The sequence below is a fragment of the Malikia spinosa genome (assembly GCF_002980625.1).
GTDB lineage: Bacteria > Pseudomonadota > Gammaproteobacteria > Burkholderiales > Burkholderiaceae_C > Malikia > Malikia spinosa.
In genome coordinates, this window is the sequence record NZ_PVLR01000017.1 from 33,814 (window position 1) to 54,428 (window position 20,615).

20 protein-coding genes and 1 tRNA gene are annotated in these 20,615 nt (G+C 66.6%); 13 read left to right on the forward strand and 8 right to left on the reverse strand.

All coding sequences use genetic code 11. The annotated features are described in order from the left end of the window. The first annotated feature begins 33 nt into the window (after positions 1 to 33). Genes C6P61_RS07220 through rapZ form a run of 3 tightly spaced genes read left to right on the forward strand, consistent with a single transcriptional unit; the run spans position 34 to position 3,490 of the window. A complete protein-coding gene (locus C6P61_RS07220) occupies positions 34 to 957 on the forward strand; it encodes an NAD kinase (RefSeq protein ID WP_105729255.1) in 924 nt (307 codons plus the stop codon). Next, on the forward strand, positions 954 to 2,603 hold the full coding sequence (recN, locus tag C6P61_RS07225; protein WP_105729256.1) for a DNA repair protein RecN: 1,650 nt from the start codon (positions 954 to 956) through the stop codon (positions 2,601 to 2,603). The genes C6P61_RS07220 and recN overlap by 4 nt, the downstream gene beginning before the upstream one ends. After that, positions 2,600 to 3,490, forward strand: coding sequence for an RNase adapter RapZ (gene rapZ / locus C6P61_RS07230; RefSeq protein ID WP_244908815.1), 891 nt, complete (start codon positions 2,600 to 2,602; stop codon positions 3,488 to 3,490). The genes recN and rapZ overlap by 4 nt, the downstream gene beginning before the upstream one ends. 42 nt (positions 3,491 to 3,532) lie before the next feature. Here rapZ and mutY read toward each other — a convergent pair whose 3' ends face one another. Together mutY and mutM are read right to left on the reverse strand one after the other, a co-directional pair. Continuing rightward, positions 3,533 to 4,627 (reverse strand): A/G-specific adenine glycosylase, encoded by a 1,095-nt coding sequence (mutY, locus tag C6P61_RS07235; RefSeq protein ID WP_105729258.1) that lies wholly within the window; start codon positions 4,625 to 4,627, stop codon positions 3,533 to 3,535. A 17-nt stretch (positions 4,628 to 4,644) separates the two neighbouring features. Further along, a complete protein-coding gene (mutM, locus tag C6P61_RS07240; RefSeq protein ID WP_105729259.1) occupies positions 4,645 to 5,460 on the reverse strand; it encodes a bifunctional DNA-formamidopyrimidine glycosylase/DNA-(apurinic or apyrimidinic site) lyase in 816 nt (271 codons plus the stop codon). Between the two features lie 121 nt (positions 5,461 to 5,581). On the opposite strand from mutM, the gene C6P61_RS07245 reads away from it, so the two are divergent. The 7 genes from C6P61_RS07245 (at position 5,582) to pth (ending at position 11,419) form a co-directional block, all read left to right on the forward strand. Beyond that, positions 5,582 to 7,348, forward strand: a complete 1,767-nt coding sequence (locus C6P61_RS07245; RefSeq protein ID WP_170067337.1) for a tetratricopeptide repeat protein — start codon at positions 5,582 to 5,584, stop codon at positions 7,346 to 7,348. Then, positions 7,345 to 7,875 carry an outer membrane lipoprotein LolB gene (locus C6P61_RS07250; RefSeq protein WP_244908816.1) on the forward strand — a complete coding sequence of 177 codons (531 nt, stop codon included), beginning with the start codon at positions 7,345 to 7,347 and terminating at the stop codon, positions 7,873 to 7,875. Before C6P61_RS07245 ends, C6P61_RS07250 begins: the two co-directional genes overlap by 4 nt. A gap of 24 nt (positions 7,876 to 7,899) precedes the next feature. Beyond that, positions 7,900 to 8,757: a 4-(cytidine 5'-diphospho)-2-C-methyl-D-erythritol kinase gene (gene ispE / locus C6P61_RS07255; protein WP_105729279.1), complete on the forward strand. Its 858-nt coding sequence runs from the start codon at positions 7,900 to 7,902 to the stop codon at positions 8,755 to 8,757. An 83-nt stretch (positions 8,758 to 8,840) separates the two neighbouring features. After that, positions 8,841 to 8,917: transfer RNA gene (locus C6P61_RS07260), tRNA-Gln, on the forward strand. 81 nt (positions 8,918 to 8,998) lie between these two features. Then, positions 8,999 to 9,976 carry a ribose-phosphate pyrophosphokinase gene (locus C6P61_RS07265; protein WP_105729261.1) on the forward strand — a complete coding sequence of 326 codons (978 nt, stop codon included), beginning with the start codon at positions 8,999 to 9,001 and terminating at the stop codon, positions 9,974 to 9,976. Between the two features lie 90 nt (positions 9,977 to 10,066). Continuing rightward, positions 10,067 to 10,687, forward strand: a complete 621-nt coding sequence (locus C6P61_RS07270; protein ID WP_105729262.1) for a 50S ribosomal protein L25/general stress protein Ctc — start codon at positions 10,067 to 10,069, stop codon at positions 10,685 to 10,687. 99 nt (positions 10,688 to 10,786) lie between these two features. After that, on the forward strand, positions 10,787 to 11,419 hold the full coding sequence (gene pth, locus C6P61_RS07275) for an aminoacyl-tRNA hydrolase (RefSeq protein WP_105729263.1): 633 nt from the start codon (positions 10,787 to 10,789) through the stop codon (positions 11,417 to 11,419). 556 nt (positions 11,420 to 11,975) lie between these two features. Here the strand turns inward: pth and C6P61_RS07280 are convergent. From C6P61_RS07280 to rsmD, 3 genes are all read right to left on the reverse strand, one after another. Beyond that, a complete protein-coding gene (locus C6P61_RS07280; RefSeq protein ID WP_105729264.1) occupies positions 11,976 to 12,239 on the reverse strand; it encodes a YfhL family 4Fe-4S dicluster ferredoxin in 264 nt (87 codons plus the stop codon). 13 nt (positions 12,240 to 12,252) lie between these two features. After that, positions 12,253 to 12,768 carry a pantetheine-phosphate adenylyltransferase gene (gene coaD, locus C6P61_RS07285; RefSeq protein ID WP_105729265.1) on the reverse strand — a complete coding sequence of 172 codons (516 nt, stop codon included), beginning with the start codon at positions 12,766 to 12,768 and terminating at the stop codon, positions 12,253 to 12,255. A 129-nt stretch (positions 12,769 to 12,897) separates the two neighbouring features. Next, a complete protein-coding gene (gene rsmD, locus C6P61_RS07290) occupies positions 12,898 to 13,509 on the reverse strand; it encodes a 16S rRNA (guanine(966)-N(2))-methyltransferase RsmD (RefSeq protein ID WP_244908818.1) in 612 nt (203 codons plus the stop codon). A 29-nt stretch (positions 13,510 to 13,538) separates the two neighbouring features. Here rsmD and ftsY point away from each other — a divergent pair, with 29 nt between their 5' ends. Further along, the gene (gene ftsY / locus C6P61_RS07295; RefSeq protein WP_105729267.1) at positions 13,539 to 14,621 is read left to right on the forward strand and encodes a signal recognition particle-docking protein FtsY; all 1,083 of its coding nucleotides are present in this window, start codon (positions 13,539 to 13,541) and stop codon (positions 14,619 to 14,621) included. A 76-nt stretch (positions 14,622 to 14,697) separates the two neighbouring features. On the opposite strand, the gene C6P61_RS07300 is transcribed toward ftsY, so the two are convergent. Further along, a complete protein-coding gene (locus C6P61_RS07300) occupies positions 14,698 to 16,059 on the reverse strand; it encodes a DUF3422 family protein (protein ID WP_244908820.1) in 1,362 nt (453 codons plus the stop codon). A gap of 42 nt (positions 16,060 to 16,101) precedes the next feature. Beyond that, positions 16,102 to 17,406: a hemolysin family protein gene (locus C6P61_RS07305; RefSeq protein ID WP_105729269.1), complete on the reverse strand. Its 1,305-nt coding sequence runs from the start codon at positions 17,404 to 17,406 to the stop codon at positions 16,102 to 16,104. A gap of 9 nt (positions 17,407 to 17,415) precedes the next feature. Here C6P61_RS07305 and C6P61_RS07310 point away from each other — a divergent pair, with 9 nt between their 5' ends. Beyond that, entirely contained in the window at positions 17,416 to 18,261 is an 846-nt protein-coding gene (locus tag C6P61_RS07310) for a symmetrical bis(5'-nucleosyl)-tetraphosphatase (RefSeq protein WP_105729270.1), read from the forward strand. Positions 18,262 to 18,329: 68 nt separating this feature from the next. On the opposite strand, the gene C6P61_RS07315 is transcribed toward C6P61_RS07310, so the two are convergent. Beyond that, positions 18,330 to 19,790 (reverse strand): DEAD/DEAH box helicase, encoded by a 1,461-nt coding sequence (locus tag C6P61_RS07315; RefSeq protein ID WP_105729271.1) that lies wholly within the window; start codon positions 19,788 to 19,790, stop codon positions 18,330 to 18,332. Positions 19,791 to 19,983: 193 nt separating this feature from the next. Between C6P61_RS07315 and rpsT the strand changes: the two genes are divergently transcribed. Beyond that, positions 19,984 to 20,286: a 30S ribosomal protein S20 gene (gene rpsT, locus C6P61_RS07320; RefSeq protein WP_105729280.1), complete on the forward strand. Its 303-nt coding sequence runs from the start codon at positions 19,984 to 19,986 to the stop codon at positions 20,284 to 20,286. The last annotated feature ends 329 nt before the right edge of the window (positions 20,287 to 20,615 follow it).

Genomic DNA, 20,615 nt, shown 5'->3' on the forward strand with positions numbered 1-20,615 from the left:
CCATTGTAGAAAAGCTTGTGATTTAATTTGAGGATGAACCTGCCCACATCAAGCCCGACGCCCACGACAAGCCGGGCTGGCAAATCCCGCTTCCGCCATGTGGCGCTGGTAGGCAAGTATCACGCGGTCGGCTCGCGTGATGCACTCGAGCGCATGGCGCATTTCCTGCACGGCATGGGTTGCGAGGTGTCGATCGAGCGCGAGACCGCGCAGAACACCGGTCTGACGCAGTACAACAGCCTGTCCGCCAGTGGCATCGGCACCTCATGCGACCTGGCGCTCGTGATGGGGGGTGACGGTACCATGCTCGGCATCGGACGCAAGCTGGCGCGCTTTGGCGTGCCAGTGGTCGGCATCAACCAGGGCCGGCTCGGCTTCATCACCGACATCCCGTTCGCCGACTTCGAGACCCATCTGCGCCCGATCCTGCGCGGCGAATACGAGGAGGATCATCGCAGCCTGATCCATGCCAGCGTCTGGCGCGACGGCGACTGCGTGTTCGATACCGTCGCGATCAACGACGTGGTGGTCAACCGCGGCGGCGCACCGAGCATGATCGAGCTGCGGGTCGAGGTCGATGGCCGCTTCGTCGCCAATCAGCGCGCCGACGGCCTGATCATTGCCTCGCCAACCGGCTCGACTGCCTATACCCTGTCGGTGGGCGGCTCGCTGTTGCATCCGGCGATCGACGGCTGGATCATGGCGCCGATCGCGCCGCACACGCTGTCGAACCGCCCGATCGTGCTGCCGGCCAGCGGCGAGATCGCGCTGGTGCTGGTCAACGGACGCGACGCCAGCGCCAATTTCGACATGCAGACTTTCACCAGCCTGTTGCACGGCGATCGTATAACGGTGCGGCGCGCACCCTACAAGCTCTGCCTGCTGCATCCCAAGGGCTGGAGCTATTTCGACACCTTGCGCAAGAAACTGCACTGGAATGAAGGAATGACCACATGAGCCTGCGCCGCATGTCCCTGCGCGATTTCGTGATCGTGCGGGCCCTGGACCTGGAGCTCGAAACCGGCTTTACCGTGCTGACCGGCGAAACCGGCGCCGGCAAGTCGATCCTGATCGATGCGCTGCAGTTCGCCCTCGGCGCACGCGCCGATGCCGGCGTGGTGCGCGAGGGTGCGCCGCGCTGCGAGATCGCGGCCGAGTTCGACCTGTCGGAGCTGGCGCAGCAATGGCTGGACGAGAACGGCTTTGCGATCGAACCCGGCGAAGCGCTGCTGCTCAAGCGCAGCCTGGACAGCCAGGGCCGCAGCCGGGCCTGGATCAACGGCAGCGTGGCGACGGTGGCCCAGCTCAAGGCCCTGGCCGAGGAACTGGTCGACATCCACGGTCAGCATGCCTGGCAGAGCCTGACCCGGCCCGACGCGGTGCGCCAGTTGCTCGACGACTACGGTCGCATCTCAAGCAGCGAACTGCGCGGACTCTGGGCTGACTGGCGTCAGGCGCTGCACGCGCTCGAGCAGGCACGGCAGCAGCAAGCCACGCTGCAGCAGGAACGCGAGCGGCTGCAATGGCAGCTCGGGGAGCTGGCCAAGCTGGCTCCGGCCGCGGGCGAATGGGACGAGCTCAATCTGCAGCATGGCCGGCTGGCCCATGCGCAGGGTCTGATGGATGCCGCGCGCAGCGCGCTGCAGGCACTCGACGAGGAGGAAGGCGGCGCAACCCAGCTGCTGCACCGCGCGCTGCAGGCGCTGCAGGAACAGCAGCATATCGAGCCGCGCTACGGCGAGATCGCGGCCGTGCTGCAGAGCGCGCTGGCCCAGGTCGAGGATGCCTGCCACGACCTGCAACACCATGCCGACCCGACCGAGCTCGACCCGGGCGCGCTCGAGCTGCTCGACCAGCGGCTGGCGCAGTGGCTGTCGCTGGCCAGGCGCTTTCGCTGCCAGCCCGAGGAACTGCCCGAGCGGCTGGCGCAGTGGCAGCGCCAGCTCGCCGAGCTCGACCGCAGCAGCGACCTTGATGCGCTGCAGCTGGCCGAACGGCGCGCGCAGCAGGCCCTGCTCAAGGCCGCCAGCAAGGTCAGCACCGCGCGTGAGCAAGCCGCCGTCCAGCTGTCGCAGGCCATCACGGCCGCGATGCAGGGTCTGGGCATGGCGGGCGGGCGCTTCGAAGCCCGGCTCGTGCCGCTGCCCGAGCCGCAGGCGCATGGAATGGAGAACGTCGAGTTCCTGGTCGCCGGCCACCCAGGCAGCACGCCGCGACCGGTCGGCAAGGTGGCCTCGGGCGGCGAGCTCTCGCGCATCGCGCTGGCGATCTCGGTCACGACCAGCCAGCTCGGCCAGGCGCCAACCTTGATCTTCGACGAGGTCGACAGCGGCATCGGTGGCGCCGTGGCACAGACCGTGGGCCGACTCATGCGCCAGCTGGGACAGGACCGCCAGGTGCTGGCTGTGACCCACCTGCCCCAGGTGGCGGCGAGCGCCGACCACCATCTGTTCGTCTCCAAGCGGCAGGATGATCAAGGCACGGCGAGCGAGGTGCGCGCGATTGCGGACGAGACCCGCGTGCAGGAACTCGCGCGCATGCTGGGCGGCGACAAGCTGTCGGACGCGTCGCTGGCGCACGCCCGTGAGATGCTGTTGCCATGAAACAAAAATCCAAGATGCAGCTGGTGCTGATCACCGGCATGTCGGGCTCGGGCAAATCGGTCGCGCTGCACGCGCTCGAGGACGCGGGCTTCTACTGCGTCGACAACCTGCCGCCCGAACTGCTGGCGGACTTCATCGCGATCGAGCGCGAACACCGGGCCGACCGGGTCGCGATCGCGATCGACGTGCGCAGCGCCAAATCGCTGCCGGGCATGCCGGCGCAGATCCAGAAGCTGCGCAAGGGCGGCCAGCCGCTGACCGTGCTGTTCCTGGACGCGACCACCGACACCCTGGTGCGGCGCTTTTCCGAAACCAGGCGACTGCATCCGCTGTCGATGCGCGACAGTCAGGACCAGCGCCGGGCCCTGATCGAGGCGATCGAGCATGAGCGGGAGCTGCTGTCCGAGCTGCGCGAATATTCGCTCGTGATCGACACCAGCCAGCTCAAGGCTTCACATCTGCGCACGGAAGTTCGCAAGCTGCTCGACCATGAACCGAATTCGCTGACGCTGGTGTTCGAGTCCTTCGGCTTCAAGCGCGGCGTACCGATGGATGCCGACTTCGTGTTCGATGTGCGCATGCTGCCCAATCCGCACTATGAACCCGAGCTCAGGCCGCTGACCGGGCTGGACGCTCCGGTGGCCAATTTCCTGAGCGTGGAGCCCGAAGTGCAGGCGATGCAGGCCCAGATCATCGATTTCGTCGAACGCTGGCTGCCGTCGATGGTGCGCGATCATCGCAGCTATGTCACGGTCGCGATCGGTTGCACCGGCGGCCAGCATCGCTCGACCTATCTGGTGGAAGAACTGGCGATGCATTTCTCGCCGCGCTGGACGGTGCGCCGTCGCCACCGCGAGCTCGACGCGATCAAGCACGCCGGGCCTTGAAACCGAGGCTGGCCTGATCCTGCGCCAGAAGGCAGCGCCGGATCAAGCCGGCAACAGGCGCTCGAGCAGGCTGCGCAGCGGCGCTGGCAGGCCGAGGTCGAGATCGGACTGATGCTGCACCCAGAGCCCAGGCGCAGCACAAGCCGAACCTGGCGCCTCCTGCAGCGCCGCCGACCAGTCGAGTTCCAGCGGACGCAGCACCAGATCGCGGTGCGTGAGCGTGTGACGCAGGGTTTCATGCTCCTGGCGCAAGGCCGGCTCGCCGCCGAACGCCGCCAGGCCTTCAGCGCGCGAGCCATAGGTCGGCAGACTGTAGAGACCGGCCCAGATGCCCTCGGCCGGCCGGCGTTCCAGCCAGACCGCGCCATCGGGCCGGCGCAGCAGCAGCCACCACCATTCGACCGTGCTGCGCTTGAGCTTGCGCGTGCGGACCGGGAATTCGCCGGTCCTGGCCTGCGCGCTGGCCAGACACAGACCGGTGCCGGGACAGGCAGCACAGTCGGGCTTGCTGCGCGAGCACAGGCTTGAGCCCAGGTCCATCAGGCCCTGGGTCCAGGCCACCATCTCGTCATGACTCGGCGCGGCAGGCAGCAGGTCCTGCGCCAGCGCCCAGAGCCGGCGCTCCTGCGCCAGCGTGGCCAGGTCGCCGTCGAAGGCCAGCAGCCGTGACAGCACGCGCTTGACATTGCCGTCGAGGATGGAGATCCGCTCGCCGAAACAGAAAGCCGCGATCGCCGCTGCGGTCGAGCGGCCGATGCCGGGCAGGGTCTGCAGCTGCTCGGCGCTGGCCGGGAAGGCACCGCCCCATTGCTCGACCACGGCCTGGGCGCAGCGATGCAGGTTGCGCGCGCGGCTGTAATAGCCCAGCCCGCTCCAGAGCGCCAGCACTGCCTCCTGCGGCGCGGCGGCCAGGGTGCGGACATCGGGAAAACGCTCAAGGAAGCGCGAGTAATAGCCCAGCACGGTCGTGACCTGGGTCTGCTGCAGCATGATCTCGGACAGCCAGACCCGGTAGGGATCGCGCGTGCCCTGCCAGGGCAGGCCACTGCGGCCATGGCGGCGCTGCCACTCGACCAGGCGCGGGAAGAAAAGAAGGGGCGAAGCGGTCAGCGAGGGGGCGGAAGCGGCGAGCGGCATGAAAAAAGATGAGGCAATCAGGAAGTCTGGCAATCCGGGCAGAAGAAGGTTGAACGCTGCCCCTGGCGCAGGGTCTGGATGGTAGCGCCACAGGCCCGGCAGGGCAGGCCCGCGCGGTCGTAGACCATGGCTTCGAGCTGGAAATAGCCGGACTTGCCCTCGGCACTCGAGAAGTCCTTCAGCGTGCTGCCGCCCTGCTCGAGCGCGCGCGCCAGCACCGACCGGATCGCGCCGTGCAGGCGTTCGGCCCGGACCTGGCTCAGGCCGGATGCGCTCAAGGTCGGCGCGATGCCAGCGGCAAACAGCGCCTCGGAAGCATAGATATTGCCGACCCCGACCACGATGTCACCGGCCAGCAACACCTGCTTGATCGCGGAGCGACGCGCCTGCAGCGCCTGCCAGAACGCGAGCGGCTCGAAACCAGGCCCGAGCGGCTCGACACCCAGATGCCCCAGCAGCTTGCGCGCGACCGGATCAGCCTCGGATTCAGCCCAGACCACGGCACCGAAGCGGCGCGGGTCATGCAGCCGCAGCCGGCCCTGGCTGGTCACGAGCTCGAAATGATCATGCGGACCAGCCGCTGGCAGCTGGTCGGCAAAAGCCAGGCTGCCCGACATGCCCAGATGGATCAGCAGCAGGCCATGATCGAGGTCGAGCAGCAGGTATTTGCCGCGCCGGCGCACCCGCAACACCTGGCGGCCCTGCAGCGCTGCCGGCGCTAGACCCAGGGGCCAGCGCAAGGGCTTGCCGATCGCGGCGGACTCGATGCGGGCGCCAGCGATGCGGTCGGCAAAGCTCAGCCGGGTGACTTCGACTTCGGGCAATTCGGGCATGGAAAATGGTAGGGCGCAGGGTCGGACAGGGGAACAGGGCTTCCATTATCATGGGCCGATGGACAGCCCCGCTCTGACGCGCCGTCGCGCACCCTCCTCGCCTCCTTGCACTGTTCCTCCCATGACGGGTGGGAAGCTGGCCTCCATCAGCGCCGCGTTGGCACTGGCCATGCTGGCCTGGGGCGGCTCGGCGCAGGCAGCCAATCCCAAGCCACCCGGCACCCAGCCCCAAGCCCTGCCAGCGCTGAAAGCCCCGGCGGATTCGGGCATGGGCGGCGAGCTGCTCTACCAGCTGTTGATCAGCGAGTTGCAGATCACCCAGGGCCAGCCTGGCGCGGGTTTCAGCCTGACGCTCGATGCCGCGCGCAAGATGCGGCGGCCCGAACTGTTCCAGCGTGCGATCCAGATCGCCCTGCAGGCACGCTCGGGCGAATCCGCGCTGCAAGCCGCGCGCGCCTGGACCGAAACGCTGCCGCGCTCGGCCGAAGCGCAGCGCGTGGTGCTGCAACTGGCGCTGGCGCTGGACCGCCCGGCCGACATCGCCCCGCCCTTGCGCTCGCTGCTGCGCCTGACCGCGGCCGCCGAGCGCCAGCCACTGATCCTGGCGCTGCCGCAGATGCTCGCGCGCCTGAGCGACAAGACAGCGGCCCTCCAGGCCGTGACCCCACTGCTGAAGGAAGCCGGCCAGCAGCCGACCCAGGCCATGGCGGCCTGGGCCGGCCTAGGTCGACTCCAGCTCGCAGCGGGACAGAAGACCCAGGCATTCGAATCGGCGCAGCAGGCCATGGCCAGAGACCGCCGGTCGGCGCCGCCAGCCTGGCTGGCGCTGGCGCTACTCGAACAACGCCAACCGGGCGCCGACGCCCTGCTGCTGCGCTGGCTCGAGCGCGGCAACGGCGAAGACGCGAACCAGATCCGGCTTGAATACACCCGCCTGCTGATCGAACAACGCCGCCAGCCAGAAGCCAGGGCGCAGCTCGATCTGCTGACGCGCGAGCAGGCCTCGATGGCGCAAGTCTGGCTGCTCGACGGCCTGCTCTACCTGCAGCTCGAGCAGCCGGATCAAGCGACCGCATCGCTGCAGCGCTACCTGGCCCTGCAGTCGAGCGAAGCGGGACACAACGGCCGGACCCAGGCTCAGCTGCTGCTGTCGCAGATCGCCGAGAAACAGGGCAAGCTGGATGCCGCGCTGGACTGGCTGGACCGAGTCGAGGGCCAGGAAGCCCAGGCCACCGTGCAGTCGCGTCGCGCGCTGCTGCTGGCGCGCGCCGGTCGGCTGGACGAGGCGCGCGCACAGTTGCGCGGACTGCCCGCCGAAGGCCCGGCCGACGAACGCCGCAAGCTCGTGACCGAAGCCCAGCTGCTGCGCGAGCTCGGGCATTACGCCGAAGCACTGAAGGTCTACGAGGAAGCGACGCAGCGCTTTGCTGAGGACAACGACCTGGCCTACGAGCGTGCCATGGTGGCAGAAAAGGCCGGCCACCGCGATGAAATGGAGCGCCTGCTGCGCGAACTGATCGCTCGCGCGCCCGACTACGGACACGCCTACAACGCGCTTGGCTATTCGCTGGCCGACCGCAACCAGGACCTGGACCAGGCGCGCGAATTGATCAGGCGCGCGGTGGCGCTGATTCCCGATGATCCCTTCATCCAGGACAGCCTGGGCTGGGTCGAGTTCCGGCTCGGCAACCTGGCGCAAGCCCGGCGCATCCTGCAAGCGGCCTTCGAGCGGCGGGCCGACCCCGAGATCGCCGCCCACCTGGGCGAGGTACTGTGGAGCGCCGGCCAGCACGAGGCGGCGCTGACCGTCTGGCGCCAGGGCCTGCAACTGCAGGCAGACAACGACACCCTGCTGCGCACGCTGCAGCGCCTGCAGGTCAAGCCGTGACCCGCCGGATCGGCAAGGCCTGGCTCGCGGGCTGGCTCTGTGCGGCAAGCCTGCTGCTGGCCGCAGGCTGCGCGAGCCCGCCGAGCACCCCTCCGCTGTCGGCCAGCGCCACTGACCAGACCAGCAGCGGCCCCTGGAGCGGGCGGCTGTCGCTGCAGGTCGACAGCGAACCGCCACAGGGCTTCCATGCCGGCTTCGAGCTGCTTGGCAACGCACAAACCGGCGAGCTCAGGCTGTTTTCGCCGCTGGGCTCGGCGCTCGCGAGCGCGCAATGGGATGCCGGCTCGGCCTTGCTGCTGCGCGGCGACGAGCGGCGCTCCTACCCCGATATCGAATCGCTGACCGCCGCGCTGACTGGCGCGGCGCTGCCGGTCGCGACGCTGTTCGAGTGGCTGCAAGGCCGCGCGGTCGAGCTGCCAGGCTGGAGCGTGGAGCTCGGCCAGACCGACGGCCGGGTACGCGCGCGCCGGCTGGAGCCGGCTCCGACCGCGACGCTGCGCCTGATACTCGACCGCCCGCAACCCTGAAATCCGTTCCCTCTATATATGTCGCTGCGTCAATTGCTGGACGTGCCTGCACCGGCCAAGCTCAACCTCTTCCTGCACATCACCGGCCGCCGCGCCGACGGCTACCACCTGCTGCAATCGGTCTTCATGCTGATCGACTGGTGCGACACCCTGCATTTCGAGCGGCGTGCGGGCGGCGTCATCAGCCGCGAGGACATTGGCGACAGCGGCCCAGCCCTGCCGGAGCAGGATCTGGTCGTGCGCGCCGCACAGGCGCTGCAACAGGCCACCGGCTGCGAATGGGGCGCGCATATTGCGCTCGACAAGCAGATTCCGCAGGAAGCCGGCATGGGCGGCGGCTCGAGCGACGCGGCCAGCTGCCTGCTGGCGCTCAATCGGCTCTGGGGCCTGAAGCTGCCGCTCGAGCAACTGATGCAGATCGGGCTGCAGTTGGGCGCCGACGTGCCCTTCTTCCTGGGCGGGGACAACGCCTGGGTCGAGGGTGTGGGTGAGCAGTTGACCCCGATAGCGCTGCCAGCCGCCGAGTTCCTGGTGCTCAAGCCGCCGACCGGCGCCTCGACGCCAAAAATTTTTCAGAGTCCGGCGTTGAAACGCGACAGTTCCTGTTCTACAATCGAAGACTTCGTTGCAAGCGCTTGTGTTTTCAGTCATGGACACAACGACCTGCAGCCGGTCGCAACCGATCTCTGCCCCGACATCAAAATCGGACTGGATTGGTTAAAAAACCAGAATTTATCTGGTAGAATGACGGGCTCAGGCAGCGCGCTGTTTGCACCAGCAAGTCAAGCAAGTGTTGTAGATATTACGACATTGCCAGCAAACTGGATAGCAAGAAGCTGCAAGAATTTGTTTGAACATCCTCTCAAACAGTGGCGAAAGTAGAGTACAATCTCTTTCGTTGTTTGTGAAGAGCAGATGACAAACACAACTGCATTCGGTATGTAGTGCAAACTGCAAACCCGTGTAGGGGAGTCGCCAAGTTGGTCAAGGCATCGGATTTTGATTCCGACATGCGAGGGTTCGAGTCCTTCCTCCCCTGCCAAATTTATTGTTAGCAAACACACAACGCGGCCTTAAAGGGCCGCATTGTGTTTCTGAAGACCAACATTTTGCCGGGTTCTCCATGCAAATCACCACGCCAGTGCAATCGCCGGATTTCATGATTTTCACGGGTAATGCCAACCCGGCACTGGCCGCTGAGATCGCTCAGCAGCTCGGTACCAGCCTGGGCCAGGCTGCCGTGGGTCGTTTCTCCGACGGCGAAGTCACGGTCGAAATCAACCAGAACGTGCGTGCCCGCGAGGTGTTCGTGGTGCAGTCCACCTGCGCCCCGACCAACGACAACCTGATGGAGCTCATCATCATGGTCGACGCGCTCAAGCGCGCCTCGGCCGAGCGCATCTCGGTTGTCATCCCCTACTTCGGCTACGCACGCCAGGACCGTCGCCCGCGCTCGAGCCGGGTGCCGATCACGGCCAAGGTCGTGGCCAACATGCTGCAGGCCGTCGGTGTGCACCGCGTGATGACGATGGACCTGCACGCTGACCAGATCCAGGGCTTCTTCGACATTCCGGTCGACAACGTCTACGCTTCGCCGGTGCTGCTGGGTGACCTGCGCTCCAAGAAGTACGAGGACCTGCTGGTCGTGTCGCCCGACGTCGGCGGCGTGGTGCGCGCCCGTGCACTGGCCAAGCAGCTCGGCTGCGACATGGCCATCATCGACAAGCGTCGCCCGAAGGCCAACGTGTCGGAAGTCATGCACGTGATCGGTGACATCGAAGGCCGCAACTGCGTGATCATGGATGACATGATCGACACCGCCGGCACGCTGGTCAAGGCCGCCGAGGTGCTCAAGGAGCGCGGCGCCAAGAGCGTCTACGCCTACTGCACCCACCCGGTCTTCTCGGGCCCGGCCATCGAGCGCATCGCCAAGGGCAGCGCCCTTGACGAGGTGGTCGTGACCAACACCATTCCCTTGAGCCAGGCGGCACAAGCCTGTACCAAGATCCGCCAGGTTTCCGTGGCACCGCTGATGGCTGAAGTCATCCAGCGCATTGCCAACGGCGACTCGGTGATGGATTTGTTCGCCGAATCGAACTGATTCGACGACAAAAAGCAGCGTCCACGCAAGTGGGCGCTTTTTCTGTTGGGGACCGCTGGTCGCGGATGGTCCCTCTTTAAGGTAGATATCATGCAATTCACCGCTTTTGAGCGCGCCAAGCAGGGCACGGGTGCGAGCCGCCGCCTGCGTAACACCGGCCGCACCCCCGCCATCGTCTTCGGTGGCACTACTGCCCCGGCCGTCGTTGAACTCGATCACAACAGCCTGTGGTTCGCCCTGAAGAAGGAATCCTTCCACTCGGCACTGCTGGACATGGAACTGAACGGCAACACCGAAAAGGTCGTGCTGCGCAATGTGCAGTACCACCCCTTCAAGCCGCTGGTCCTGCACGTTGACTTCCAACGTGTCGACGAGACCACCCGCGTGCGCAAGAAGGTGCCGCTGCACTTCATCAACGCCGAGCATTCGCCGGCTGTCAAGCAGGACAAGTGCCTGGTCAACCACGCGCTGACCGAAGTCGTGATCGACTGCCTGGCCATGCAGATCCCCGAGTTCATCACTGTCGATCTGGGCAACGCCGTCAAGGGCCAGTCCATCCACACGAACGACCTGGTCCTGCCGGCTGGCGCCAAGCTGGTCATCCACGGCAAGCCGAACCCGGGCGTCGCAAGCCTGGTCGAGCCGAAGGAAGAGATCATCGCTGCTCCGGTGGCCGCTGCCTCGACCGACAAGAAGAAGAAGAAGAAGTAATTCTTCTCTGCCCTGCTTGTCAGGCAAAGGCCCGCTTCGGCGGGCCTTTTTCACATCCATTGTTCACTGATCGCGCCCTGCGGGCGCTAAGCTGCTGCCATGTTCAAACTGCTGGTCGGCCTGGGCAACCCGGGCCCGGAATACGAGGATACCCGTCACAACGCCGGTTTCTGGTGGCTGGAGGCGGTCGCACGCGAACTCAAGGTCAAGCTGAACCCGGAACGCAGCTATTTCGGCGTTGCCGGGCGTGGCAGTTTCGAAGGCCAGCCAATCTGGTTGCTCGAGCCCATGACTTTCATGAACCGCTCGGGCCAGTCGGTCGCGGCACTGGCGCGCTTCTTCAAGATCGCACCGGAGGAAATCCTGGTCGCGCATGACGAGCTCGACCTGGAACCCGGCGAGCTCAAGCTCAAGAAGGGCGGCGGTCATGCTGGCCACAACGGCCTGCGCGACATCCACGCCCAGCTCGGCAGCAGCGACTACTGGCGGCTGCGCATCGGCGTCGGTCACCCGGGCGTGAAGTCCGAAGTCGCGAACTGGGTGCTCAAGAAGCCGGCACCGGACCAGCGCGATGCACTCGAGCAGTCGATCCAGCGCGCGGTGCGCGCCCTGCCCGACCTGCTGGCCGGCCGCATGGACAAGGCGACGGCAGCCATCCACACCAGCAAGCCGCCGCGTCCGAAGCCGCCCAGGCCACCCAAGGCGGATACGCCACCGGCTGTTGCCGAATAAGCGGACCGTCAGCGGAGTCTCGGCTCGTATCGGGCGGAGGCTTTCTGGTGAAGCTTGATTCGGCTGGTTGAGCTGATCAGGCTCATGGAGCTGATTGGCCGGCCCGGCGGGCGGGCATGCGCCTGGCCTCATACCGTCCGCTGCGCGGCCAAAAATCGGCCATGCGCACGCCCACCCACCGGGCTCGAGCGTGGCTGAGTCGGCTACAGGAAAGTCAAAGACAGCAAAAGTCAGCTCCATGCGCCGCAGACCAATTCACGGCAGCGATGGAATCTTGCTGACGATTCCTGGCCCTAAGCAAGGGCCAAGCTTCCGACCGACTCATGGTCTGATGTGCAGGTGAAACTCACGACCGGTTTAAGGTTTCGGGCGGGAGCAAAGCTCACGACCGACCCATGGTCTGGGGCGGGGGTGAGGCTGACGACCGATTTGCTGGACGCGCAGCGGACAGATGAGGTCGGCGGCCTTACCCCCGCCCAAGACCCGCCACAGCAAGTCCGGCTCCAACAAAGACTGCCCAACCAAGAGCTGCCCCGCTGAGCCAGCCCAATGGCAATCAGGCCGCCGCGGAACCCGGCTTTTGCAGCTGCTCGTACTTGGCCTGCAGCTGCTCGCGGGTCTCGACATGCTGCGGGTGGACCGGAATGCACTCGACCGGGCAGACCTGGACGCATTGCGGCTCGTCGAAATGGCCGACGCATTCGGTGCACTTGGCCGGATCGATGACATAGAAGTCCGGGCCCATCGAAATGGCCTGGTTCGGGCATTCGGGCTCGCAGACGTCGCAGTTGATGCATTCGTCAGTGATCATCAGTGCCATGGCGCTCTCCCCTTCAGATAGCCAGAGTGGCCACGCGCAGATGCTCGCCCACCGCCGGGCTGACCATCTGCGACACATCGCCGCCAAGCTTGGCGATCTCGCGCACCAGCGTGCTCGAGATACACTGCAACTGCGGCTGCGGCAACAGGAACACCGTCTCGACCTCGGGCGCCATCTTCTGGTTCATCGCCGCCATCTGCGCTTCGTAGTCGAAATCGGCCACGTTACGGATGCCGCGCACCACCGCGCAAGCACCCTGCTGGCGGCAGAAATCCACCATCAGGCCATCGAACGGCAGCACGCGCAAGGCAGGCAGGTCGGCAAAGACCTCGGTCACTTGCGCGATGCGCTGCTCGAGCGTGAACAGGGTCTTCTTGTGATGCGCGACCGCGACCGCGACGACAAGCTCGTCGAACAGGCCGGCGGCGCGCCGGATCACGTCCTCGTGACCGAGCGTGACCGGATCGAAAGTGCCGCTGTAGACCGCGACGCGGCGGATCTGGGCGTCACAGGGAAGGGATGTCGTCATGGATGGAATTATCCGCCTTCAGGCCCGAGCCGGACTGGCAGGCGCAGAAAAGCCCTGCGCCAGCGCCATGGCACCAGCGCGGCAATGCCGCCACCGCCTTCAGATCCGGCTTATGCCGGCAACGTCAGCTCAAACCGAGGGCGCCAGCTCCAGCAGATGGTAGTGGACCTGGCCGGCCTTGCCGTGGCGGCTGCAACGCAGACCCAGCGCCAGCAGTTCTTCTTCGCCCCAGGCGCGCGGCGCCTCGAGGTAGACGCAGCCCGGCGGCGACAGCAGCGGCACGGCGGCCTGCAGCGCCTGGGCGAACAGGGCCTCGTTGCCATTGTCGCCAAACGGCGGATCGAGGAAGACGAGGTCCCAACTGCTGCGCGACGCGCCCTTCAGGGTCGCGATCGCGTCGCCGCGCTGGACCTTGATCTGGGTCGCCTTCAGGCGTTCGGCATTGGCGCGCAGGCCGGCTGCCAGGCCAGGGTCCTGCTCGCACAGCAGCACCTGGACGGCACCACGCGAGGCGGCCTCGAAGCCCAGCGCGCCGCTGCCGGCGAAGGCGTCGAGGCATCGCAGCCCGGTCAGGTCCTGACCCAACCAGTTGAAGAGCGTCTCGCGCACGCGGTCGGGCGTCGGGCGCAGACCGGGCCGGGCCGGCACCGCGAGCTTGCTGCGTTTCCACAGCCCGCCGATGATGCGAACGAAACCCGGCGCGGCCGGGACAATAACAGGACGGTGTGATGCAGGTTTCATAGAATGCATGGATTCTAGAAACACGCGCCATGTTCAGCTTCCTCAAGAAAAAATTCTCTTCCGCCAAGCCCGAGGCGGCGCCAGCGCCGGCCGCGCCCGCAACCCCAGCCGCCAAGGCGCCAGCCGGCGCCAAGCTGCCTGCTACGCCTGCCCCTGCCACACTGGTGCCGGTGGACAAGCCGACCGCCGAATCTGGCCGTCAGGGCTGGCTCGAACGCCTCAAGCAGGGCCTGCGCAAGACCGGATCGAGCCTGTCGACCGTCTTCACCGGCACCAGGATCGACGACGAGCTCTACGAGGAGCTCGAGACTGCGCTGCTGATGGCCGACACCGGCACCCAGGGCACGCAATACCTGCTCGACGACCTCAAGCGCCGCGTCAAGGTAGCCAAGGTCACCGACCCGGCCCAGGTCAAGGGCCTGCTGGCCCAGGCGATCACGGATCTGCTGCAGCCGCTGGAAAAGCCGCTGGCGATCGGTAGCCAGGAAGGGCCGACCGTCATGATGGTCGCTGGCGTCAACGGCGCCGGCAAGACCACCACCATCGGCAAGCTGACCAAGCATCTGGCCAACGAGGGCGCCAGCGTGCTGCTGGCCGCTGCCGACACCTTCCGCGCCGCCGCACGCGAGCAGCTGGGCGTCTGGGCCGACCGGAACCTGGTCGAGATCGTGAGCCAGGAAGGTGGCGACCCGGCCGCGGTCAGCTTCGACGCGGTGCAGGCGGGACGGGCGCGCGGGCGCGATGTCGTGATCGTCGACACCGCCGGCCGGCTGCCGACCCAGCTGCACCTGATGGAGGAGCTCAAAAAGATCAAGCGCGTGGTGCAGAAGGCCGATGCCAGCGCACCGCACGAGGTGCTGCTGGTGATCGACGGCAACACCGGCCAGAACGCGCTGACCCAGGTCAAGGCCTTCGATGCCGCGCTGCAGCTGACCGGCCTGATCGTGACCAAGCTCGACGGCACGGCCAAGGGCGGCGTGCTGGCGGCCATCGCGATGTGGGCCAAGGAAGCTGGGCGCGAGATCCCGGTCTATTTCATCGGCGTCGGCGAAAAGCTCGAGGACCTGCAGACTTTCAGCGCGCAGGAATTCGCCCAGGCACTGCTGAGCTGATTGCCGCGCTGGCCTCCGGCCTGCCCGGGGCTGTTGGTATCGGGCCTGCCAGGCCGGCCAACTGCGGTAACCGGCCTCAGTGGCCGGCGTGCAGCTTCTCGTGGATGCGGCGCGTCGTGCGCCAGACGCCCCACAGCACGACCGGGACCAGCGCGCCAGCCGCCAGCTCGGGCTGCACCGGCAGGCCCAGGCCCTTGAGCGCCTTGGCGCCGTACAGCAGCAGGCTGACGACATAGTAGGAAATCGCCGCGATCGACAGGCCTTCGACCGTGCTTTGCAAGCGCAGTTGCAGCTCCTGGCCATGGGTCAGCTTGGCCAGTAATTGCTGGTTCTGGCCTTCGGTCGCGATGTCGACCCGGGTCCGCAGCAGCGCGCTGGTGCGCGCGATCCGCTCCGACAGCGAAGTCAGCCGCTGCGCGGTCGAGGCCACCGTGGCCATCGCCGGCGCCAGACGTCGGCGCATGAAGGCGCCCAGGGTCTGGGTGCTCGGCAAGGACAGCTCGCGCAGCTCCTCGATGCGCTGGCTGACCAGATCGGCATAGGCCTGGGTGGCCGAGAAGCGGAAGGAATGGGCGGCGGTCGCACGCTCGACCCGTGCCGCCAGACCGATCAGCCGGTCCAGCAAATCCTGCTCGGAGACGGAACTGGTCTCGAGCTGTGCGGTCAGGTCGGCCAGCTCAGCCTCGGCCGCGAACAGGACCGGCGCCAGGCTCTTGGCCACCGGCAATCCGCGCAAGGCCATCAGCCGATAGGTTTCGACTTCGAGCAGCCGCATGGCGATGCGCCCGGCAGCCGCCTCGCTGGTGCCCGGGGGCGCGAGCACCAGCATGCGCTCGAAACCGTCCGCATTGAGCTGCAGGTCGGTGATGGCCCAGGCCTGCGAACTGCCCAGCTGCGAGCCGACCACGGTGCGCCGGCGCAGCCATTGCTTGGCCTGCTCCATCAGGACCGGACCCGCCGCCAGGTCGGCGCTCAGCATGACCAGTTGGATCGCCGCCACCGTGCGACCCGGAATCTGCCCCAGCCAGCCAGGCGGCGTGACCAGATGGTCGAGCAGCGCCGGCATGCTGTTGCCCAGGCCGGCCCCGGCCGGCAGCGGCTGGACGATCGAATAGCGCGTGAACTCGGTATGCCGCTCCCATTTGACGGTATAGCCATCGAGCCGCAGGCGCAGAAAATTGTCCTGCAGCTCGGCCAGGGACAGGGCCTGCTGTCCCGGCAGGTGACACAGGTGAGCCCGTTCGTCCTCGCGTGACACACCGTCGTTGAGGACTGCGACCAGCGTGACCAGCGCCGGCAGGCGGATGCGGGCCGCCGGCCGCGCATGGACCTCGTTGTGCAGTGCAATGCGCTGCGGGTCGTCGGGCGGCAGCAGGCTGGCGCTGCACACCGGGACTGGCTGATCTTCGACCATGGAGGGGGCTTGAGTGTCGTTCATGGAGTGGCGGGGGCAGCGGGTGACTGCCTCAGGCAGCAAGACTCATGCCGAATGCCGGTCTGACGCTGCGGGCAGGCGCTGTAACAGGACCTGCTCGATGCGCCGGCCCTCGACCTGCAGCACCTCGAAGCGCCAGCCGGCGACCTCGACCGACTCGCCGACGCCCAGCAGCTCGCCCGAGACCGCCTGCATCAGGCCGGCGACGGTGTTGTAGCGCTCGCGGTCCTCGTCGGGCAGTTCGGCGATGTCGAGCCGGGCCTTGAGTTCATGCGCGGGCATCGCGCCGTCGACCAGCCAGCTGCCGTCCTCGCGCTGGGTCGCCCAGGCCTCGTGCGGCACCTCGGGCGAGAGTTCGCCGGTGATGGCCTCGAGCATGTCGAGCGGCGTCAGCAGGCCCTGGACCACGCCGTACTCGTCGACCACGAACACGAGCCGGGTGGCGCGCGAGCGGAACTGCTCGAGCAGCTCCATGCCGCTGAGCGTCTCGGGCACGAAGACCGGCGAGCTGGCATTGCGCTGCCAGCCCTCGGCGTTGCCATCGTCGGCCAGTGCCATCAGGTGCGGCAGATGGATCACGCCGATCACGTCGTCGAGGCTGCCGCGGCAGACCGGATACCAGGAATGCCCGCCGCGCCAGGCCTTGGCCAGCGCCTGCTCGAGCGTGTCGGCATGGTCGAGCCAGACGATGTCGGACCGGGGCACCATGATGCTGCCGAGCTGGCGATCGTCGAGCAGGAACACGTTGCGCACCATCTGGTGCTCATGCTCCTCGATGATGCCGGCGCCCACGCCCTCCTCCAGACTGGCGTTGATCTCTTCCTCGGTCACATGCTGGACTGCCGTGTTCTCGAAGCGCAACAGCTTGAGCACGCCACGGGTGGTGGCCGACAGCAGCATCACGAAGGGCTTGGCCACCTTGGCGACGCCAGCCATCGGGCGCGAGATGAAGCGCGCGACCGCCTCCGGATGCATCTGGCCGATGCGCTTGGGCACCAGCTCGCCGAAGACGATGGTGACGAAGGTGATCACGACCACCACGATCGCGGTCGCGCTGATCTCGGCGCTCGACTGCGGCAGGCCGAGCAGCGCCAGCTTGGCGGCCAGCGCGCTGCTGAAGGCAGCCTCGCCGACGATGCCGTTGAGCATGCCGATCGAAGTGATGCCGACCTGGACCGAAGACAGGAACTCGGTCGGGTTGTCGAGCAGCTGGAGCGCGGTCTTGGCCCCCTTGTCGCCGCTCTCGGCCATCGCGGCCAGGCGGGCCTTGCGGCTGGCGGCCAGCGACATCTCGGACATCGCGAAGGCGCCGTTGAGCAGCGTCAGAAAAATAATCAGCAGGACATTCATAATTTGTGGATGTCACTTTACCTGATCGGCGACCTGCAAGGCTGCGACGAGCCGCTGCAGCGCCTGCTGCAGACGCTGGATTTCTCCCCGAGCCGCGATACGCTCTACCTGCTCGGCGACCTGGTCAACCGGGGGCCGCAGTCGCTGGCGGTGCTGCGGCGGCTGATGGGCTATGGCACCTCGGCACAATGCCTGCTCGGCAACCATGACCTGCATCTGCTGGCGGTTGCCGAAGGCGTGCGCCGGGCACACCGCAGCGACACGCTCGAGGGCATCCTGGCCGCCCCCGACCGGGCGCAGCTGCTGCACTGGGTGCGCTCGCGGCCGCTGGCGCTGCAGGTCGAGGGCTGGCTGCTGGTGCATGCCGGCCTGCTGCCGCAATGGACCGCAACGCAGGCCTTGACGCTGGCGGGCGAGTTCTCGGCCATGCTGTCGGGCAGCGAAGGCCAGGACTGGCTGCAGCGCATGTACGGCAACCAGCCCGACCGCTGGAGCGACGACCTGGCCGGCGACGAGCGATGGCGCGTGGTGGTCAACGCGATGACGCGGCTGCGCTTTTGCGATGCCGAGGGCCGGATGGATTTCGAAAGCAAGGACGGCGCCGGATCGGCGCCGGCGGGCTACCTGCCCTGGTTCGACGTGCCGGGGCGGCGCAGCGCGGAGACGCCGGTCGCCTTCGGCCACTGGTCGACGCTGGGACTGGTGCAGCGTGACAAGCTGCTCGCGCTCGATACCGGCTGCCTGTGGGGCGGCTGCCTGAGTGCTGCGCGACTGCTGCCGCAGCCCGAAGGCCCGGCGCGGGTGGCTGAAATCGTGCAGGTGAACTGCCCGCAGGCGCGCAAACCCGGCGTCTGAAAGGTCAGTGAAGGTCCTGTGCCAACAGGAGTGACAGCCCCGGAAGGCCGGGGGTCATTGCGCCAGGATCAGCTGGCGGCCTCGGTGCTGGATTCGACCGCGGCTGGCGCCATCGGGCGGAACAGCGCGGCGACCTTCTTGCGCGACTTGATGTAGGGCGACAGTCCGCGCGCCGAAGCCGGCTGGGCATTGCCTTCCCAGGCCGGACGGGCATCGGTCGCTGGCGGCTGGTAGGGCTGGTCGAAGAAGGGATCGGACGAGGCGCGCGGCGCACGAATCCGGGTCGGGCGCTCGCTGCGCACTTCGGCGCGCGCCTGCGGATCGCTCCAGAGGCGCTGGCCGTCGTTCTGGCGCCCCGACGGAGCACCGCCGAAGCGGCTTTGATCGGACCCGAGCAGCAGCGACTCGACCTCGGTCTTCTTGCCGATCAGCTTCTCGATCTCGGCCAGCTGCTTGACGTCGCGACCGGTGACAAAGGAGATCGCGATGCCCGAGGCGCCAGCGCGGCCGGTACGGCCGATGCGGTGGACATAGTCCTCGGCATTGAACGGGATGTCGAGGTTGAACACCGCCGGCACATCCTTGATGTCGAGACCGCGCGCGGCCACGTCGGTGCAGATCAGCAGGTCGACTTCGCCCTTCTTGAAGGCGTCGAGCGCTTTCAGGCGCTCGTCCTGGCTCTTGTCGCCATGCAGCGCCACGGCATTGAGGCCGTCGCGCTCGAGCGCGCGCGCCATGCGGGCACAGCCGAGCTTGCTGTTGAGGAAGACGAAGGCCTGCTTGACCCCCTTCTCGAGCAGCAGCTGCTTCAAGGCCTGGCGCTTGTCATCCTCATCAACGCGGTAGAAGCGCTGCTCGATGGTCGAGGCGGTGGCGTTGGAGCGCGCGACCTCGATCGTGACCGGGTCCTGCAGATAGCTGCCGGCCAGCCGCTTGATCTCGGACGAGAAAGTGGCGCTGAACAGCAGCGTGGTGCGCTGCTTGGGCAGGTAGCTCAGGATGCGCTGCAGGTCGGGCAGGAAGCCGATGTCGAGCATGCGGTCGGCCTCGTCGAGCACCACGTACTCGACCTGGTTCAGCACGCAGTTCTTGGCCTCGATATGGTCGAGCAGACGGCCCGGCGTCGCGACCAGGATCTCGACGCCCTTCTTGAGCTCGGCGGTCTGCGGCTTCATGTCCATGCCGCCGAACACCACCGTGCTGCGCAGCTGGGTGTGCTTGGCATAGAGCGCGATCTGCTGCGCGACCTGGTCGGCCAGCTCACGCGTGGGCAGCAGCACCAGCGCACGCACCGGGTGCCGGGCAGGCGAGGTCGAGGCGTTCTCATGCTTGAGCATGCGTTGCAACAGTGGCAGCGAGAAGGCGGCCGTCTTGCCGGTGCCGGTCTGCGCTGCTCCCATCACGTCGCGGCCTTGCAGCACGACCGGAATGGCTTGCGCCTGAATGGGAGTCATGGCCGAGAAACCCATCTCGGCGATGGCGCGTGCCAGCGGTTCTGCCAGCGAAAGTTCTGAGAAAGCTTGTGTCATCTGAACCTCTATTGTCTCACCTCGGGAAGAAACGAGGGACAAAAAAGCGATTCTTCGCTGCTCACAGCGCCGCGACGCAGCATCGAAACCACATTTGGGACCGAAACGACGACGGTTGTCCTTTGCAGGTTCGCAGTGCGCGCGCTACAATCTTGGGTTCTGCTGGCAACATCCACAAACTCAAAGGAACACAATCATGGCAACCAAGCCGAAGAAAAAGAACCCCCGCCTGGCATCCGGTCGCAAGCGCGTCCGCCAGGACATCAAACTGAACGCTGCCAACACCTCGCTGCGTTCCAAGTACCGTACCGCTGTCAAGAACGTCGAGAAGGCTGTCCTGACCGGCGACAAGAGCAAGGCCACCGAGCTGTTTGCCAAGATGCAAGCCGTGGTCGACACCATCGCCGACAAGGGCATCTTCCACAAGAACAAGGCTGCTCGCGACAAGAGCCGCCTGTCCGCCAAGGTCAAGGCACTGGCCCTGGCCGCCGCCTAATCAGGCAACAATCGCCCGGTTCCATCCCAGGATAGAACCGCGTTTGCCCCGGGTGCGCTGCCAGTAGAACAGTCAACCCAGCGAAAAGCCGCTACCGGAAACGGGAGCGGCTTTTTTCGTTGTCGCGCCCGCTCTGACGACGGGATCGCGCCGGAACGCTCCCGCTGCCGCCCGTCAAGCTAGGGTTTTCATGCAGTACCGTTGTCAGCCTGCCGCAAGGAATGTTTTCAATCATGAAAATAGATTCATTTCAGCAAGTCACCCGCCCGAGGTGATGCAGGCCATCAGGAGACACCGTGACCCGATTGAATCCCTACGAGCAGGGGCTG